The sequence below is a fragment of the Melioribacteraceae bacterium genome (assembly GCA_030584085.1).
GTDB lineage: Bacteria > Bacteroidota > Ignavibacteria > Ignavibacteriales > Melioribacteraceae > SURF-28.
In genome coordinates this window covers 2,060,549-2,079,213 of the sequence record CP129490.1, presented here as the reverse complement: position 1 = coordinate 2,079,213, position 18,665 = coordinate 2,060,549, and the positions used below count along the sequence as shown (strand labels likewise).

At 34.7% G+C, this 18,665-nt stretch carries 21 protein-coding genes; 14 read left to right on the top strand and 7 right to left on the bottom strand.

The features are described 5' to 3' along the window. Nucleotides 1-6: 6 nt before the first annotated feature. From QY331_09495 to QY331_09465, 7 genes are all read right to left on the bottom strand, one after another. Nucleotides 7-240 (bottom strand): DUF6290 family protein, encoded by a 234-nt coding sequence (locus QY331_09495; protein WKZ68186.1) that lies wholly within the window; start codon nt 238-240, stop codon nt 7-9. Then, nucleotides 240-665 (bottom strand): putative toxin-antitoxin system toxin component, PIN family, encoded by a 426-nt coding sequence (locus QY331_09490; protein ID WKZ68185.1) that lies wholly within the window; start codon nt 663-665, stop codon nt 240-242. Before QY331_09490 ends, QY331_09495 begins: the two co-directional genes overlap by 1 nt. A gap of 186 nt (nt 666-851) precedes the next feature. After that, on the bottom strand, nt 852-2,006 hold the full coding sequence (locus QY331_09485) for an acyl-CoA dehydrogenase family protein (GenBank protein ID WKZ68184.1): 1,155 nt from the start codon (nt 2,004-2,006) through the stop codon (nt 852-854). Between the two features lie 9 nt (nt 2,007-2,015). Beyond that, complete coding sequence (meaB, locus tag QY331_09480; GenBank protein WKZ68183.1) at nt 2,016-2,975, bottom strand: methylmalonyl Co-A mutase-associated GTPase MeaB; 960 nt, start codon at nt 2,973-2,975, stop codon at nt 2,016-2,018. Nucleotides 2,976-2,986: 11 nt separating this feature from the next. Continuing rightward, nucleotides 2,987-3,559, bottom strand: a complete 573-nt coding sequence (gene nadD / locus QY331_09475; GenBank protein WKZ68182.1) for a nicotinate-nucleotide adenylyltransferase — start codon at nt 3,557-3,559, stop codon at nt 2,987-2,989. Beyond that, nucleotides 3,559-4,527 carry a PrsW family intramembrane metalloprotease gene (locus QY331_09470; protein WKZ68181.1) on the bottom strand — a complete coding sequence of 323 codons (969 nt, stop codon included), beginning with the start codon at nt 4,525-4,527 and terminating at the stop codon, nt 3,559-3,561. Before QY331_09470 ends, nadD begins: the two co-directional genes overlap by 1 nt. A gap of 4 nt (nt 4,528-4,531) precedes the next feature. Continuing rightward, the gene (locus QY331_09465; GenBank protein WKZ68180.1) at nt 4,532-5,653 is read right to left on the bottom strand and encodes an ABC transporter permease; all 1,122 of its coding nucleotides are present in this window, start codon (nt 5,651-5,653) and stop codon (nt 4,532-4,534) included. A gap of 195 nt (nt 5,654-5,848) precedes the next feature. On the opposite strand from QY331_09465, the gene QY331_09460 reads away from it, so the two are divergent. From QY331_09460 to QY331_09395, 14 genes are all read left to right on the top strand, one after another. Then, nucleotides 5,849-6,352, top strand: a complete 504-nt coding sequence (locus QY331_09460; GenBank protein ID WKZ68179.1) for a DUF177 domain-containing protein — start codon at nt 5,849-5,851, stop codon at nt 6,350-6,352. Between the two features lie 11 nt (nt 6,353-6,363). Beyond that, nucleotides 6,364-6,543 (top strand): 50S ribosomal protein L32, encoded by a 180-nt coding sequence (rpmF, locus tag QY331_09455; protein WKZ68178.1) that lies wholly within the window; start codon nt 6,364-6,366, stop codon nt 6,541-6,543. Between the two features lie 11 nt (nt 6,544-6,554). After that, nucleotides 6,555-7,586: a phosphate acyltransferase PlsX gene (gene plsX / locus QY331_09450; GenBank protein ID WKZ68177.1), complete on the top strand. Its 1,032-nt coding sequence runs from the start codon at nt 6,555-6,557 to the stop codon at nt 7,584-7,586. After that, nucleotides 7,573-8,574, top strand: a complete 1,002-nt coding sequence (locus QY331_09445) for a beta-ketoacyl-ACP synthase III (protein ID WKZ68176.1) — start codon at nt 7,573-7,575, stop codon at nt 8,572-8,574. Before plsX ends, QY331_09445 begins: the two co-directional genes overlap by 14 nt. Then, entirely contained in the window at nt 8,574-9,488 is a 915-nt protein-coding gene (gene fabD, locus QY331_09440; protein WKZ68175.1) for an ACP S-malonyltransferase, read from the top strand. The genes QY331_09445 and fabD overlap by 1 nt, the downstream gene beginning before the upstream one ends. Further along, nucleotides 9,488-10,090, top strand: a complete 603-nt coding sequence (locus QY331_09435) for a DUF3109 family protein (protein ID WKZ68174.1) — start codon at nt 9,488-9,490, stop codon at nt 10,088-10,090. Before fabD ends, QY331_09435 begins: the two co-directional genes overlap by 1 nt. Continuing rightward, the gene (gene fabG, locus QY331_09430) at nt 10,087-10,824 is read left to right on the top strand and encodes a 3-oxoacyl-[acyl-carrier-protein] reductase (GenBank protein WKZ68173.1); all 738 of its coding nucleotides are present in this window, start codon (nt 10,087-10,089) and stop codon (nt 10,822-10,824) included. The genes QY331_09435 and fabG overlap by 4 nt, the downstream gene beginning before the upstream one ends. 39 nt (nt 10,825-10,863) lie before the next feature. Then, the gene (locus QY331_09425; GenBank protein WKZ68172.1) at nt 10,864-11,097 is read left to right on the top strand and encodes an acyl carrier protein; all 234 of its coding nucleotides are present in this window, start codon (nt 10,864-10,866) and stop codon (nt 11,095-11,097) included. A 76-nt stretch (nt 11,098-11,173) separates the two neighbouring features. Beyond that, nucleotides 11,174-12,418 (top strand): beta-ketoacyl-ACP synthase II, encoded by a 1,245-nt coding sequence (fabF, locus tag QY331_09420; GenBank protein ID WKZ68171.1) that lies wholly within the window; start codon nt 11,174-11,176, stop codon nt 12,416-12,418. Nucleotides 12,419-12,420: 2 nt separating this feature from the next. After that, nucleotides 12,421-13,188 (top strand): ribonuclease III, encoded by a 768-nt coding sequence (gene rnc / locus QY331_09415; GenBank protein ID WKZ68170.1) that lies wholly within the window; start codon nt 12,421-12,423, stop codon nt 13,186-13,188. A 130-nt stretch (nt 13,189-13,318) separates the two neighbouring features. Beyond that, nucleotides 13,319-16,213 carry an aminomethyl-transferring glycine dehydrogenase gene (gene gcvP, locus QY331_09410; GenBank protein ID WKZ68169.1) on the top strand — a complete coding sequence of 965 codons (2,895 nt, stop codon included), beginning with the start codon at nt 13,319-13,321 and terminating at the stop codon, nt 16,211-16,213. Further along, a complete protein-coding gene (locus QY331_09405; GenBank protein WKZ68168.1) occupies nt 16,213-16,620 on the top strand; it encodes a CoA-binding protein in 408 nt (135 codons plus the stop codon). The genes gcvP and QY331_09405 overlap by 1 nt, the downstream gene beginning before the upstream one ends. A 15-nt stretch (nt 16,621-16,635) precedes the next feature. Then, on the top strand, nt 16,636-17,961 hold the full coding sequence (locus QY331_09400) for a POTRA domain-containing protein (GenBank protein ID WKZ68167.1): 1,326 nt from the start codon (nt 16,636-16,638) through the stop codon (nt 17,959-17,961). Further along, the gene (locus QY331_09395; protein ID WKZ68166.1) at nt 17,939-18,649 is read left to right on the top strand and encodes an RsmE family RNA methyltransferase; all 711 of its coding nucleotides are present in this window, start codon (nt 17,939-17,941) and stop codon (nt 18,647-18,649) included. The genes QY331_09400 and QY331_09395 overlap by 23 nt, the downstream gene beginning before the upstream one ends. Nucleotides 18,650-18,665: the final 16 nt, after the last annotated feature.

Sequence of the window (18,665 nt, the reverse complement as noted above, 5' to 3'; positions counted from 1 at the left end):
TGAATACTATTTATCTTGCTCTTCAGGTTCAGCATCCGCAACTTTTTTTAGTGCTCTTTTGAAGTTAGATTTTTTTGCACGTTTTGCTCTTTCTTCAAGATATTCTTCAGTAAGCAAGGCGGAAATTTTTTCAGCAAGAGCAGAAGAAACAAATTGGTTAATAGATGTATTCTCCCTTTCTGCTAAATCGCGAACTTTTCTATGTAATGAATCGGGTAATCTTAAACTTATTGTACTCATTATATTTCTCCAATCATTTTCAAAAACTCTTTTGGTGTTACAATTTCTATATTAAATTTTTCAGAGCCAGCAAAATCTTTTTTATTGAAACTAATTATAAAATCACATCTAGCTTCTACCGCTAATTCTAAAATCATATCATCTTTGAGATCTTTCAAAAAAGGTCGCCATAAAAAAAATATTTTTCGCTTATCACCGATCAAACAGATATAGTCCAGAATATCATCAATTTCTTCAAGACTCAGTTTAATTGCAGATTTACTTTTCAGAATAGCGTCTTCGTACTCAAGAATTAAAGGAACCGAAATACCCACGTTAAATCTGTCATCATCAATAATTGATAATAAATCAAAAGAATAACCATTTCGTGAGCGTAAAGCCGAAACAATTACATTAGTATCAATAACAATGTTATAGGGAATCATGTGGTATTATATATAATACCAATTAAAAATGCAAGATGAATTTTAGTTCTATATGTTGTAGAATGCCAAAATATGATCAAAACTAGTATTTCTTCTTTTTGGTTTTTAGATGTTCCAATTTTTGTTAATTGAAATCTCTGGATTTTTCACTCTTACCAACGAATTAATTCGCTGGTAAATAAAAAGCTAGTCCCTCAACAAATGACGTGCAATAACAATTCTCTGCACTTCTGAAGTGCCTTCACCGATAGTAAGTAATTTTACATCACGATAAAGTTTTTCAACGGGATAATCTTTTACAAAACCGTAACCGCCGAAAATTTGTACAGCTTCGTTGGATGCTTTTGTAGCAATTTCACTCGAATATAATTTAGCCATTGAAGCGGGGAATGATATATCTCCACCGGAATCTTTAATTCTTGCAGCATCATAAGTTAATAATCTTGCCGCATGAAGTTCGGTTGCCATATCTGCCAACTTAAATTGAATAGCTTGGAACTCGGATAAAGATTTGTTGAATTGCTTTCTTTCTTTTGAATAATTAACAGATGCTTCGAGACAACCAACTGTAAGTCCGCAGCTAAGTGCCGCAATTGAAATTCTTCCGCCTTCCAAAATTTTCATTGCTTGTGTAAATCCATCTCCTTCTTTGCCAATTAAATTTGTGACGGGAATTTTGCAGTTTTCAAAAATCAATTGAGTTGTTTCACTTGCTCGCATTCCGAGTTTATTCTCTTTCTTTCCGACGCTGAAACCTTCGGTACCTTTTTCTACTACTAATGCTGAGATACCTTTTTTACCTTTTTCTTTATCGGTTATTGCCATTATAACCGCTGTCTCACCACTTTTACCATGAGTAATAAAAGTTTTTGTGCCATTTAATATATAGTAATCACCGTCTTTCTCCGCTGTTGTCTGCATTCCACCGGCATCACTTCCCGAAGCCGGTTCAGTCAATCCCCAAGCACCGATTTTTTTACCGGTTGCAAGATCAGGGATATATTTTTTCTTTAATTCATCACTACCAAAAACGTTAATGTGATTTGTACAAAGTCCGTTATGTGCTGCAACAGAAAGAGCAACTGAAGGATCAATACGTGCAATTTCTTCAACAACTATTGTATATTCAACATAGCCTAAACCTGCACCGCCGAGTTCCTCGGGAACGAGTATTCCGAGAAAACCTAACTCACCAAGTTCATGCATCAAATCAATCGGGAATATCTGATCTTCATCCCATTCCATAACATGGGGTCTTATTTTAGTTTCAGCAAATTCTCTAATTGTATCTCTAATCATCTGTTGATTTTCACTTAGTTCAATATGCTTTGTTATGTCCATTGCATTCCTTTAATTATTGAATTGTGTTTTGTAATGATCTACAATTTTATTTGCAAGATTGTAAGGTGAAATATTGCCAAGCACAACATCTTCAATTGCTTCGTTAAGATTGTGAATTCTTTCGTCGGTCCAAAGTTCTCTTTGCAGAACTAATTCTACAATCTCTTTAATTCTGGTTTTGGATCTTCGTTCTCTAAGTTTTTTAAGTAACCCTCTTTGTTCAAGATGAATTTTATGATTTTCAATTTCGTTCACGATTTCATTAATTCCTTTATTTTCAGACGCGATTGATTTAAGAATCGGGATCATCCAAGAATCGGCATCATGATCTCTGAAAGAAAGGATTGTTCTTAAAGCTGCAGCAGCGGATTCAGCTCCCGGTCTATCACTTTTATTAAGCACAAACAAATCGGCAATTTCCATTAAACCGGCTTTCATTGCTTGAACCGCATCACCTGATTCGGGAACAAGGACGACAACAGTTGTATCTGCTGCTTGAGCAATATCAAGTTCGGATTGACCGACACCAACGGTTTCAAAAATAACATAATCATATCCGGCTGCATCGAGAATATCAGCACCGTCAATTGCTTTTTTACTCAAACCACCGAGGCTTCCTCTTGTTGCCATGCTTCTTATAAATACATTTGGGTGAGTTCCTATTTCACTCATACGGACACGATCACCAAGCAGCGCCCCGCCGGTGAAAGGAGATGTTGGATCTACTGCTATTATACCAACGGATTTATCTTGTGCAGTAATCAATTTTGTTAATTGATTTGTTATCGTTGATTTACCCGAACCCGGAGGACCGGTTATTCCGATTCGATAAGCATTCCCGGTTTTATGGAAAATTCTATTTAATAACTCTGCTGATTTTATTTGATCTGATTCTACTATTGATATAGCCCGAGATACTATTCTTTTATCTCGGTTGTATAATTTTTCCAGAAATGAATTATCGAACATATATATGGGGTTTATTTATATAATCCGTTTTTATAAATATATTCTTTTACTTTAAGAGGAACAAGGTAATCGATTTGTAAATTATTTGAAACTCGGTTTCTTATCTCAGTTGAAGAAATTTCAATTGTAGGTGTATCTAAAATAACTGCTTTATCATAAAACTGATTTTTCTTTTCGGGTATTTTATCAACTTCACGATGCAAAACAATCAGTTTACAAAGTTCCAAAATCTTTTCCGGTTTATACCATTTATGAAAAACCAACAAATTATCATAACCAATAATAAGTTCTATATCTGTATAAGATTTCTTAAGTTCTAAAAGAGTATCAATAGTGTATGAAACGTTTTTTCGATCTAATTCAAGCTTGCTTACGGTTAAGTATTTATTCTCTTCGATTGCTAATTCTAACATTTTAATTCGATGTTCGGATGAGGAATGTTTCATTTCTGTTTTGAGCGGTGAAATGTAGGCCGGAATAAATACTATTTTTTCTAAATTTCTCTTTTCAAAAACTGCTTGCGCTGTTATTAAATGACCATGATGAATTGGATCAAACGTTCCACCATAAATTCCGATTGCCATTATTTAGTTCCTTCATAATCGTTTCTAATCTTTGCGACCAACTGTGCTAAGGTAATTCTCAATTTCTCAACTTCTGTTTGATAAAAAGCAATGTTTGTATACTTTGCATTTCTTAACTGATGTTTTCTAAAAGCAAATCTAATTGCAGTTTCAATATACTGCTTTCTATATTCTTCTTTAATCCAACCTTTTTTGCTGCGTTTTAGAGATGATACAATTTCAATTTCATCCGGTATTAAAAGAGAAATGTTTTCTTCCGATTTTAGTTCTTTTAAGATAATTCTTTTTTCGTGTGCAAGTGATGCTAAAAAAACTGCGAAGAAGAGAAAGATCATCAACAATAGAAATAAAAACCCGAGAAAATATGTAGCTTCAAAACTTACACTTAAATTCCACATAAAATGAATTAACACAGCAATCGCATAACCGGAAAGAGGTAACATATATCTAATTCCGGAAATGTTGAATTTATACATGGCAATAAACGCACCGAATGTAGCGGTTGCAATGCAATGCATCACCGCAGAAAATGTTGATCTGATAATTACCAAACCTAGCCATGATTCGAAATCTACTCCATATGTGAAGAAGTACATAAAGTTTTCAGTCATACCGAATCCAAGTCCGATTGCTCCACCGTAAACTAATCCATCAGTAATATTATCAAAATGATTTGTTCGACTAGTGTTGAATAAATATATACCTTTCATTAATTCTTCAATAAGTGGGGCGACAATTACAACTTCAAAAAGACCGATTGCAATAATTGTCGGGAATAAAATTTCAACAGCAGAAGTAAAAATTGTTGCTCCGATTAGAGTCAGAATTATAGCACCGACTGCACCCCAAAGAAAATGTTTTAGAACTTGTTTGAATGGTTCTTTTTCATATTTATCAAGCCGCCATAAAATGATCATGTAAAACGTCATTGGAACCACGGCAGCTATAAGTGAGGCTAAAACCGGCATAAGTTTATCTTCTCGTTTTTTTATTGAATTGCGACAAACCTTTAGCAAAATACTTTGATGCAATCATTATAACAACAGTTATTGATATAATTTGTATGAGAATTGTGAGGATAATCTCTGATACACTAGTGTCACTAACATTTATTTTCATCAGCATCACCGGTGCAGTTGTGAGTGGAAAATAAGTAAAGATGCTGCTTAGTAAAGAATCTGGTGAAACAAAAATTTGTGCAGATATAACTACTGGAATTATCAAGAACAAACTGGTTAAAGTTGTAATTTGCTGAGCTTCGTTTTCGGTAGTTACTTGAGCACCGAGAGCAAGAAAAATTGCGCTATACAGAAGATAACCCAGAAAAAAATAAATAATCAACAATGGTAAATTAGTTACAATTTCTAGATGTGTGGAATTTCCCCCGAAGAACATGTAACTAAATCCGAACCAAAATAAAGTTTGTAAAATTCCAAGTAAAGCTAAGCCAAAATATTTTCCAAAAAGAATTTCATTAGGAGAAACGCTAGAAAGTAAGATTTCATTGATATGTGTATTTTTTTCTTCCGCCAAAGCTCTTGTAAAACTTGAACCCGAATATATTATTACAATTATTAAAAGAAATAAAAAGGCAAAACCGGCGAAGAATAATTTGTTAAACTCGTCAATTGTACTTGTTGATTGATTTTTTAATAACTGCTGAAAATCAAATTTGGGTAATAGTATTTCCGAATTTTGTTTTTTTATATAATTCTCAGTCAAACCGGTTTTAATTGCATCCTCAATTTTGTTCAATTCCAAAGGGGAGAGTGTATAACCGTAATTTAATTCAATAATGAATTGGTTTTCGATTTCGGTGATGCGAACAAGACAATCAACTGAGTTTTGAGAATATTCTTTGTCTTCTCCTAATAAAACACCTATAAACGCCGGTTGTCCATCATCAAGAATAAGCTGATTTAATCTATTGTCGATCGAGTTAAAATATTTCGGATTATCAATTCTGAATCCGATGACTTTAGTGTAGTCAAGACTAGCTTCAGATAATAATCCGGCAGCTGTTCCGACCATTAAAACCAATAACGGAGCCGCAATTAGGGTGATTACAAATAATCGATCTTTAACTCTTTGCAAAAATTCCCACTTAATAATTGTCCAGATTTTTCCCATATTTTCAATAAAATATTATAATTGACTAAATTAATGACTTTATATAACCAAAATAACTTATTAAATAACAATATTTTAAGATAATCTTTCCTGTGGAAAAATAATTGATTATCAAAAACCCAATAAGTATATTTCCAACTTACATTTTTTGATATTCCCATGATAATTAAGTTTACAAACTTTGCTGACGGGATTCACGAACTGGAATTTAGAGAATCGGCAGAAAAGTTAAATCTTGGTTCTGATTTTGTTGATGATGTTCTTCTAAATTGTGAGATGGATAAGTCAGCGCATCAAATTGTTTTAAGATGCAATACGCAAGCAACTGCACACTTAATATGTGATAGGTGCACAAAAGAATATGATCAATCGATTAATCATGATTTTAACATGATTTATTTGATTGATAAAAGTGGTGATTCTGAAGATGATACAAATATTCATTTTCTTTCACCCGATCAAGATAAAATCAATTTATCAAAGGATGTTAAAGAATTAACACTGCTAGCAATGCCAATGAAGCATCTATGTAGTGAAGATTGCAAAGGTCTTTGTCCAAAATGTGGTAAAGACTTGAACAGTGGTGAATGCAATTGTAATAAAGATGAAATAAATCCCGTTTGGGAACCGTTACTAAAATTGAAAGATAAATTAAATAACTAAGAAGGGATAAAATGCCACATCCAAAACGTAAAATATCTAAGACTAGAAGGGATAAAAGAAGAACACATTACAAGGCAAGTGCTCCTTCATTAGGTAAGTGTTCTAATTGCGGTGAAATGAAATTGAACCACCGTGCATGCCCTAACTGCGGTTACTATGCCGGCAGATCAATGTTCGTACCTGAATCATAAATCTTCGGATTATGACAAACCTACAGAATAATTCAAATTGCAAGATAGCAGTTGACGCGATGGGGAGTGATTTCGCTCCCCATAACGACGTCGTTGGTGCAATACAAGCATTTCAAGAGAGTAAAAGCTTTGAATTATTTCTAGTTGGCGATATAGTCAAAATAAAAGAAGTTATAAATAAAAATGGTTTTAAATTTTCCGATGAATTCATAATTCACGCACCCGAACAAATCACAATGACAGATACTCCTACAGCTGCAATTCGTACGAAGAAAAATTCGTCAATCGTAGTTGGTGCAAATCTGGTCAAAGATAAAAAAGTCGATGCATTTGTTAGTGCAGGTAATACCGGTGCAATGTTAGCAGCTTCAACTTTGATTATGGGAAGAATCCCTGGAGTAGGAAGACCGACTATTGGCGCCTCTTTTCCGAATGCCGAAAATAAATTCACTATGCTGTTCGATGCCGGTGCAAGTGTTGATTCTAAACCACAGCATCTTTTAGAATACGCCGCATTAGGTACAATAATTTCACAAGAGATTTATAAAGTTCAAAACCCAAAAGTTGGTTTACTAAGTGTCGGCGAAGAAGAGGAAAAAGGGAATGAATTAACTTTTGAAACTCATAAACTTCTTAAAGCTTCCAAACTAAATTATATTGGAAATGTTGAGGGTAGAGATGTTATGAACGGAAAAGTTGATGTAATTGTTTGTGATGGTTTTGTCGGAAATATTATTCTGAAATTTGGTGAAAGTGTTTTAGGTTTGCTTCGTTCTAAAATCAGAACATATGCTGGTAAAGGAATAACCAATAAAATTAAAGCTCTTGTCACAAAAGGAGTATTAAAAGATTCACTAAAAGATATGGATTACCAATATCATGGCGGAGTTCCATTATTAGGTGTAAATGGAATTAGTATTATCGGTCATGGTTCAAGTTCACCTCTAGCCATTAAGAATATGGTACTTCGTGCAAAGGAAATGTACGATCTAAATATTCTCCAAAAATTTGAGGAATCGTTAAAGTATTATGCAAACAAATAGAATAAAGGCTGCAATTACCGCTGTCGGAATGTATGTTCCCGAAACGGTAATGGATAATAAATATTTTGAAAGTATTGTTGACACTAATGACGAATGGATTAAAACACGTACCGGAATTAGTGAACGTCGTAAAATGGAAGACGGTGCAACAAGTGATATGGCTGCACTCGCAATTGAAGATCTACTTAAATCAAAAAATATCGATAGAAACGAAATCGAAGTCATTATAGTTGCAACGGTAACACCCGATATGTTTTTCCCGGCAACAGCTTGTTTGGTGCAAGAGAAATTAAATATTCCGGATGCATGGGGATTTGATCTTTCAGCCGCGTGTTCGGGATTTCTATTTGCTCTTCAAACCGGTACTTCATTAATTGAAAGCGGTAGGTATAAAAAAGTAATTGTCGTTGGTTCTGATAAAATGAGTGCAATTACCGATTATACCGACAGAAATACATGTATTTTATTTGGTGATGCTGCTTCTGCGGTTTTACTCGAACCAACCGACGATGATAATCTGGGAATTCATGATTCCATATTAAGAGTTGACGGAAAAGGTAAAGAAGCACTTTATATGAAAGCGGGTGGTAGTGCTTTACCGGCATCTCATGAAACCGTGGATAATAAATTGCATTATATCTATCAGGATGGTAAAGCTGTTTTCAAAGTCGCAGTTAAAGGTATGGCTGATGTATCAGTTGAAATTATGGAAAAGAATAATCTCAAATCTGAAGATGTTGCCTATCTCGTTCCTCATCAAGCAAATTTGAGAATAATCGATGCCACCGCTAATAGAATGGGTATCGGTAAGGACAAAGTAATGATTAATATTGATAGATACGGAAATACAACCGCAGCGACAATCCCTTTATGCTTGACCGAATATTACCGTAACGGTAAATTGAAAAAAGGTGACAATTTAATTTTGGCTGCATTTGGCGCAGGATACACTTGGGGTTCTATGTATTTGACGTGGGGTATTGATTAATGGGTAAACGTGCATTCTTATTTCCTGGACAAGGTTCACAATATGTCGGTATGGCAAAAGATTTATATGAGAAATCTGTAGAAGCCAAAGAAATGATATTGACTGCCGAAGAAGCAACAGGCGTTAAACTCTCACATATAATGTTCAATGGTCCTGAAGATTCTTTAAAACAGACCGATGTAACTCAACCTGCAATATTTGTTCATTCAGTAGCACTCGCGAGTATAATTAGAATATTAGATGCCGATATGGCTGCGGGACATTCTCTGGGTGAGTATTCAGCGTTAGTTGCATCTAAAGCAATTCAATATTATGATGCCGTAAAACTTGTTCGTAAAAGAGGTGAATTGATGTTAAGAGCAGGGATTGAACAACCCGGTACAATGGCTGCTGTATTAGGAATAGAAGCTCTAAAACTTGAAGAAATATGTAATTCCGTCTCGGAAAATTATGTTGTTCAATGTGCGAATTTTAATTCTCCCGGACAAATTGTTATTTCGGGTTCGGTTGAGGGTGTGCATGAAGCTATGAAATTAGCGAAAGAAAATGGCGCAAAACTCGTCAAAGAGTTAGTTGTTAGCGGGGCTTTTCATTCTCCACTTATGAGAAGTACAAAAGAAGAATTTAAACAAGAACTCGATAAGACTAATTTTTACGATGCTAAATTTCCAGTATACGCTAATGTTACTGGCAAACCCGTTACAAATAAATTAGAAATAATCGATTTACTTTACAGACAACTAGATTCACCGGTTCGTTGGGAAGAAACGATTAACAATATGATTTCCGATGGTGCTGATGAATTTATTGAAATTGGACCCGGTAAAGTTTTACAAGGTTTGGTTAAAAGAATAAATCCCGATGTTAAATTCTTCGGCATTGATAAATTCGAAGACGTTGAAAGGTACCTTTAATGCCCGAACAAAAATTCGAGAAAAAAATTAATGGACTCTGGATCGATCCGTTAATTTTTACACATAAATTTGTTAAAACTTGTGATGTATGCATCTGTTCCGGAGAGTGTTGTTATTATGGTGTTTACACTGATCTTGCGGAACACAAAAACATCATGAAGATGAAAAAAAGAATTATTCAATCGATGGATGATTCGCAGACAAAAGATGTTAAAAAATGGTTCGAAGATCCTGAGGAAGACTCAGATTTTGATTCCGGTTGGGCAGTTGGTACAGAGGTTCATAACGGGAAATGTGTCTTTCTTGATAGACAAGGCTATTGTACTCTTCAAAAAATTGCGATGGAAGATAAAGTTCACAAGTGGAAATATAAACCATTATATTGTATATTATTTCCCTTAGTAATCTATGAAGGTGCTTTAACAGTCGATGATGACCATCTTAACAGATTGCATTATTGTAACAAACCGGAGAATCAAAATTCCACCATTTATGATTGTTGCAAAGAAGAGATTCAACATCTTCTAGGTAAAAAAGGTTTTGCGGAACTAGAAAAATATCGTAATCAATATTTGAAAACTAACAGTAGAAATAAAAAGTGATATTAAAAGATAAGCGAGCTATTGTAACCGGCGGAACACGTGGTATTGGAAAAGCTATTGTTGAAGAACTTCTAAACGAAGGCTGCTCGGTTGTCTTTACTTACCATAGTTCTGACGAAAAAGCAAATGAATTGATTAATACTTTCCCAAATTCCAAAGTTTATGCTCTAAAAGCCGATGCTGGAAAGTTTCAAGACGCTGAAGAAACCATAAAATTTGCTTTGGAAAAATTGGGTGGTGTTGATATATTAGTTAACAACGCCGGAATAACAAAGGATAATTTGCTTCTGAGAATGACCGAAGCGGATTTTGATCATGTTATTGAAAGCAATTTGAAAAGTGTATTCAATTATACTAAGTCTGTTTTGAAACCGATGATGGGGCAACGTTATGGAAAAATTGTGAATATTACATCGGTTGTAGCATTAATGGGCAATCCCGGACAGGCAAATTACGTGGCATCTAAAGCCGGAGTTATAGGTTTAACAAAATCTAATGCAAAAGAGTTGGCTTCAAGAAATATTTGTGTAAATGCAATTGCACCGGGATTTATTGACACAGATATGACTTCAAAATTGAATGATCAGCAGAAAGAAGCTATAACTTCCAATATACCATTAAAAAAATTAGGCAGCGGGGAAGACGTTGCAAAACTTGTCGTATTTTTAAGCAGTCCGGCTTCCGATTATATCACCGGACAAGTAATCGCCGTTGATGGCGGTTTGGCAATGTGATTTCTAAACATAATAAACCAAAAACTTATAGGAGTAAATATGGATATTGAAGCAAAAGTAAAAGAGATAATTATGGATAAACTTGGTGTTGAAGAATCTCAAATCACACCAGAAGCTTCTTTTACTAACGATCTAGGCGCAGATTCTCTTGATATCGTTGAATTAGTAATGGGTTTTGAATCCGAATTCGGATTATCAATCCCAGATGAAGATGCAGAAAAAATCTCTACGGTTGGTGATGCAATAAAATATTTAACTGAACATAAAGGTTAATAGTTTTTCTGAAGGACCACGTTTTCGTGGTCTTTCCTCTCTTACTCAAAGTATTCAATAATTTTTAGGTCGAATAATGCAAAATAGAAGAGTTGTAATTACAGGGTTAGGTGTGCTAACGCCAATTGGTAATAATGTAACAGAATTTTGGAAAGCTCTAAAAGCCGGGGTGAGCGGGGCTGGCCCAATTACATATTTTGATGCATCTAATTTTGCAACTCAATTTGCTTGTGAGGTAAAAGGTTTTGATCCTGAAAAATATATTGATAAAAAAGCTGCCAAAAGAATGGACCTATTTACTCAATTTGCATTAGCTACAGCAATAATGGCAATGGAGGATTCTGAACTCGATCTTGAAAAAGAAGATAGGGAAAGAATTGGCGTTGTTTTCGGCAGTGGAATTGGAGGTATGGATACTTTTGAAAATCAAACCAAAGCATTTTTTGATGGAGGACCAAGGAAAATAAGTCCTTTCTTTGTACCCATGATGATATCAGATATTGCAGCCGGACAAATTTCAATTCGTTACGGATTGAAAGGACCAAATTATGCTACAACTTCCGCATGCGCTACTTCCTCTCATGCTATCGCGGATGCATTCTTTCTTATACAAAGAGGTTCGGCTGATTTAATGGTAACCGGTGGATCCGAAGCGGCAATTACTCAAATGTCTATTGGTGGCTTTAACGCATCAAGAGCTATTTCAACTTGGAATGATAGACCGAAAGAGGCATCCAGACCATTTGATAAAGACAGAAATGGATTTGTCATGGGAGAAGGTGGTGGTACAATCCTTTTGGAAGAACTTGAGCATGCAAAAGCTCGCGGTGCGAAAATTTATGCTGAAATAATCGGTGCAGGTTTAACCGGAGATGCTTTCCACGTTACTGCTCCGCCTCCGGAAGGTGAAGGCGCCTTCCGTTCGATGCGTGAAGCATTAAAAGATGGTGGAATTAAACCTGAGCAAGTCGATTATATTAATGCACATGGAACTTCTACTCCGCTGAATGATGAAAACGAAACTGCGGCAATACGAAATTTATTTGGCGAACACGCCTATAAGTTAGCGATCAGTTCAACAAAATCTATGACCGGTCATCTTCTTGGCGCTGCCGGTGCAGTTGAGGCGGTAGCTACTGTCCTCGCAATAAAGAATAGTTTTGTTCCACCAACCATAAACTTAGATGAGCCGGATCCACTATGCGATCTTGACTACACTCCTAAAGTCGGGAAAGAACGCAATATTGATTATGCGATTTCCAATACATTTGGATTTGGGGGACACAATGCATCTCTCTTGTTCAAAAAATATGACGAATAATTTTGTTTGGTAAATTATTTTCCGGTATAAAATCTATTTTTTCAAGTAACAAAGATTCAAAACAAGAGAAAAAACTTGAAAAAATTGTAGCTTTAAAAACCGAACAGTTAGAAAAGTTTTTCGGTTTCCAAATTAATAACTCTCAATACTTTATAAAGGCTTTAACCCACAGGTCTTATCTCGAAGTTTTACCTCAATTGACTAAATCAAATGAACGGCTTGAATTTCTCGGAGATTCTGTCCTATCATTAATTGTTTCACATCATCTTTTTGAGACATTTGAGGATGAAGAGGAAGGTTTTTTAACAAAGTACCGTTCACTCATGGTAAATAGAGATGCATTAGCTAAAGCGGCTACAGCCATGAATTTAAAGGAATTCATACTTTATGACGGACGTTTTGTGAGTGGTTCAAGTTCGGGTCTTAAAACAATTTTAGCCGATGCGTTGGAAGCAATTATTGGAGCAATTTATTTAGACCAAGGATTTGAGACAGCAAAAGAAGTTGTCCACAAATGGATCATAGAGCCAAATACCTTAGATGGATCTTTACCGGTTGATAAAAACTATAAAGGAAGATTACTCGAGTTAGCTCACTCACAAGGTATGGAATCACCAATTTATAAAGTAATTAACGAAGAAGGTCCGGAGCATGATAAAAAATTTACCGTGATTGTAAAAATAAATGGTGAAATTTATGGTTCCGGTGAAGGAAAAAGTAAAAAAACGGCTGAACAAGCCGCAGCAAAATCTGCTTTAGATAAAATGTGATTTTTTATTACTCCCACTAAAACTTATATCCACAAAAAGTTGTTCTACATTTTATAGTCTCCTAATTTCATTATATTTACAAATTATATTTTTTTAAATAAGTCCGTCAATTAAACTAAAAGAAAACTTTATGGAAAAATTTGAATTTTATGATCGTTTTGTTGACCGCCATATCGGTCCAAGTGAAGAAGAAATTAGAGAAATGCTTAATGAACTCAATCTTTCATCTGTGGATGAACTGATCGAGAAAACAGTTCCAAGTGGTATAAGGTTAAGTGAAAGATTGGATTTGCCAAAAGCACAAACCGAATTCGAGTTTCTTCATCATTTAAAAAGTGTTGCATCAAAAAACAAAGTATTCAAATCTTATATTGGAATGGGATATTATCCAACAATTACACCCGGTGTAATTCAAAGAAATATTCTTGAAAATCCCGGTTGGTACACACAGTACACACCTTATCAAGCTGAGATTTCACAAGGCAGATTAGAAGCCTTGGTGAATTTTCAAACTATGATTTCCGATTTAACAAAAATGGAGTTAGCAAATGCATCTTTACTAGATGAGGGAACGGCTGCTGCGGAAGCAATGGGTATGTTCTTTGCTTCGAGAAAAGGTGGAAGAAAATCAGCTAATGTTTTTCTTGTAGATGAAAAGACTTTTCCACAAACTATTGATGTGCTAAAAACAAGGTCAGAACCATTCGGAATAGAATTAAAAATTGCTAATATAACGGACGAGCTTTTAACCGATGACGTTTTTGGAATTTTATTACAATATCCGAATGATGATGGTGAGATTAAAGATATTTCATCTATTATTAAAAGTGCAAATGAAATAGGCATTTATGTGAGTGTTGCAACTGATTTATTGAGTCTGACATTATTGACTCCACCGGGAGAAATGGGTGCAGATGCTGTTGTAGGTTCAGCTCAAAGATTTGGAGTTCCGATGGGTTATGGCGGACCTCACGCGGGTTATTTTGCCACTAAGGAAGAATTTAAAAGACAGATTCCTGGAAGAATTATAGGAGTTTCAGTCGATTCGCACAATCGTCCGGCTTATAGAATGGCTTTGCAAACTCGTGAACAACATATTAAACGTGAACGCGCAACGAGTAACATTTGTACTGCTCAAGTATTATTAGCTGTTATGGCCGGTATGTACGGTGTTTATCATGGTCCCAAAGGGTTAAAAAAGATAGCCGAAAGAATTCATAATTTTACATTGTTGCTTAATGATGCAATCAATTCACTCGGTTTGAAACAAACTAATAAATATTTCTTTGATACTCTTAAAATTGATCTTGGTTCAGCTGAACTGAAACAAAAAGTTAAAGAGATTGCGGAAAGTAAAGAAGTTAACTTTAGATATTTCGGAGATAGTAATATTGGTATTTCTCTTAATGAAAAAGTATTAATGGAAGATGTACAAGAAATTGTTGACATTTTTTCTGAAGCAGTTGATAAATCAAAAATAGATTTAGGAACTATTTCCTCAAATGTTCAAACAAATTGGGAAGAATCTTTATTAAGAAAATCGGAATACATGATTCATCCAAAATTCAATTTATTTTATTCCGAACATGAAATGCTGCGCTACATTAAGAGTTTAGAGAAAAAGGATCTTTCGCTTACTACATCAATGATACCACTTGGTTCATGCACAATGAAATTGAATGCATCTTCAGAAATGTTCGGAATATCTTGGCCCGAGTTCGCAATGCTTCATCCTTTTGCTCCAAGAGAACAAGCACAAGGTTATACGCAATTATTTGAAGAACTTGAACAATACTTAAACTCGATTACCGGTTTCACAGCGACATCACTTCAACCCAATTCAGGTGCACAAGGCGAATATGCCGGATTAATGGTAATTCGTGCTTATCATAAGGATATGGGAGATCATCATAGAGATGTTGTGTTAATTCCATCATCTGCACATGGTACAAATCCCGCAAGTGCAGTTATGGCCGGTGGGAAAGTGGTAGTTATTAAATGTGATGATGAAGGTAATATTGATATTCCGGACTTAAGAGAAAAAGCTGAAAAGTATAAAGATAATTTATCCGCATTAATGGTAACCTATCCTTCTACCCATGGTGTTTTTGAAGAAGGTATAAAAGAAATTTGTCAAATCGTTCATAATAATGGCGGTTTAGTTTATATGGACGGTGCTAATATGAATGCACAAGTTGGTTTAACAACTCCGGCTGAAATTGGCGCAGATGTTTGTCATCTTAATCTTCATAAGACATTTACAATCCCACATGGCGGCGGCGGACCTGGCATGGGTCCGATTGCCGTGAATGAAAAACTTGCAAAATATTTACCCGGTCATTCTGTAATCAATATTAACAAAGAAAAATCAATTACCGCAGTTTCTGCTGCACCTTGGGGAAGTGCGTCAATTTTGATTATTTCTTATGCCTATATCAAGATGATGGGTGTAAATGGTTTAACTAAAGCTACTGAAATTGCAATACTCAATGCAAATTATCTTAAATCAAAATTATCGCCGTATTATAAAGTCTTATATAGTGGAAAAAATAATTTTGTCGGACACGAATTGATTTTCGATTTACGTGAGTTCAAACATTCCGTAAATATTGAAGCTGAAGATATTGCAAAACGTTTAATGGATTACAGCTATCATGCACCGACAGTTTCTTTCCCGGTACCTGGTACCTTTATGGTCGAACCAACTGAAAGTGAATCAAAAGCAGAACTTGATCGATTTATTGATGCAATGATTTCAATCCGAGAAGAAATAAAGGAAATTGAAAACGGGATTGCCGATAGGGAAGATAATGTTCTTAAAAATTCACCGCACATCGCAGTCGAACTTATTTCTGATAATTGGAACCATTCATACACTAGAGAGAAAGCATGTTTCCCGGTTTCATGGATTAAAGAGAATAAATTTTGGCCTTCAGTCGGCAGAGTAAATAATGCTTACGGTGATAGAAATTTAGTCTGCAGTTGTCCGCCAATGGAAGAATATGAACAAGAGGTTATTATATAATGAACAATCTTAAAAGATATTGTGAGATATTTAATAACTCAAAAACAATCGCCGTTTATGGTATTTCACGACATCCATATAAGACAAGCAGAGAAATTGCAGAGTATTTAGTTGATAACGGTTTTGAGGTGGTGGGTGTAAATCCCGCCATCTCAAAAGCCGGTGATATTGTTGTTTATCCAACTTTAAAAGATATTCCGTTCGAAATAGATATCGTCGATGTTTTCCGAAGATCGAATGACATTCCTTATCTAATTGAAGATGTATTAAATAAAAAGCCAAATGTACTTTGGCTGCAGCAGGGTATCAGAAACGATGAAGCAGTTAAATCCGTAATCGAAAATGGTATCGAAACAATTCAAGACACATGCATTGCTGTTATGCATTCACTTTGCAAATCGAAATAAAAATCTATCCAATAAATGAAAATTTATATTTATTCATTTCTATTTGTTCAGCAATTCTTGTTTGCACAATTTGCGGATACTCTTAAGCTTACCGACCCAAATCAATTTGCTAGAATTGATTCGATTATTATTCAAGGGAATGAAATCACGGAAGAATTTATCATAACCAGAGAACTCACATTCTTTCCGGGTGATGAAATTAATCAGACTTTATTAAAATATAATCGCGAACGAGTTTACAGCTTAGGACTTTTTAACTATGTTGAGTTTTATCTAATTCAAGATGAAGAAAAAATTAACTTAGTAATTGATGTCCTAGAAAAGTGGTATTTGTATCCTTTACCATTCGTATACCTTAACGAGGATGATTTCGATAAAGCTACTTATGGAATTAATTTTAAATTGGAAAATTTTCGAGGAAGAAACGAAACACTAAGTGCTTATCTTGGATTGGGTTATGATCCGCGAGTTCGTTTTAGTTATACGATTCCTGCTTTTTTATATAAAGAGGGAATAGGATTAGGTTTCCAAATTGCTTATCAAGATTTCTCAAATAAAAGTAATATTGCAGAGACGCTTGTTGGAAATGATTTTGATTATACAATTTATACCGGTGCGATTTCAATTAATAAACGATTGGATCAGTTTAATCTCTTTGAGTTAATGACCGGGTATTCATATATCGCCACTGATGGTATATCTTATAAAGGGATTACGGCAACTGGTAGCACTATCGATAGATATCCATTTATGAGTCTTGCGTATGTCTATGATTCGCGTGATCTAAAACAGTTTTCGAAAACCGGATTATTGACTTCTGCACAAATATCACACAAAGGATTTGGAATTGAGGGAGTTGCATATCAAATATTTGAATTAGACTTACGTCAATACAATCAAGTGGGTGAAGACATCACTGCAAGATGGAGAGTAAATTATCGTAGTACTTTTGGCAAAACAATTCCATTTTATGATTATTCATTTTTAGGTTATTCGGAATATATTCGAGGTCATCGCAAAAATGAAATGGAAGGTCTACAATATTTACTCGGCTCTTTCGAAATGAGTTACTCAATAGTTGATGAATGGCATTTAAGTCTGGATTTACCGCTGCTGCCGAAAAGTCTTACTTCAACTCGTATCGGAGTTAATTTTAATATATTTACGGATGCGGGAGTTACATTTGATCATTTCAACGAACTAAAGCTTAACAATTTTATTTCCGGATATGGTTTCGGACTAAACATTTTATTCTTACCATTTAATGCTGTTCGATTTGAATATGCATTTGATGAATATATGAACGGAGAATTTATAATTGGCGTCGGTTTTTCATTCTGATATTGAACTTTACTTCTCACTTTACACAACCGATTCAAAGGTTTCAGTTGTCGGTGAGGAATGTCATCACATAATGAAAGTTATGCGTCATTCGGTCGGTGATTCAATTTATGTAACAAATGGAAACGGTAAGATATTTCTTATCAACATTACATCGATGGCGAAGAATGAAATTAAAGGTGAGATTGAAAAATCATTTCAATATGAAAACAAACTAAAACAATTCACTATTTGTATTCCTCGATTAAGAGTGATCGACAGATTTGAATTTGCTTTAGAAAAATGTGTTGAACTTGGTTTCACGAACTTCATAGTATTTGAGACTGATAGAACTCTTGCACGAGGTGATAAATCGGACCGTTGGCAAAAGATTGCAATGGCAGCGATGAAACAATCTTTACAAAGTTATTTGCCAAATATTACATATTTGAATAAAGTTAATAAATTTAATGAGTTGGAAGGACTGAAAATTACATTCGATCAAAACTCGGAGAAACATTTTTCCGATGTGATTAAGACTTTTCACCAAAATGAGAAATACTATTTAATATTCGGTCCCGAAGGTGGCTTGACTGAAGATGAAACTACACTTCTTGGAAAATCTAACGTTTATAAACTCACATCTAATCGACTTCGCACTGAAACCGCGATTATAACTGCAGCATCGATCATATCAACAAATTTCTAAGAATTATTTGTAAAAA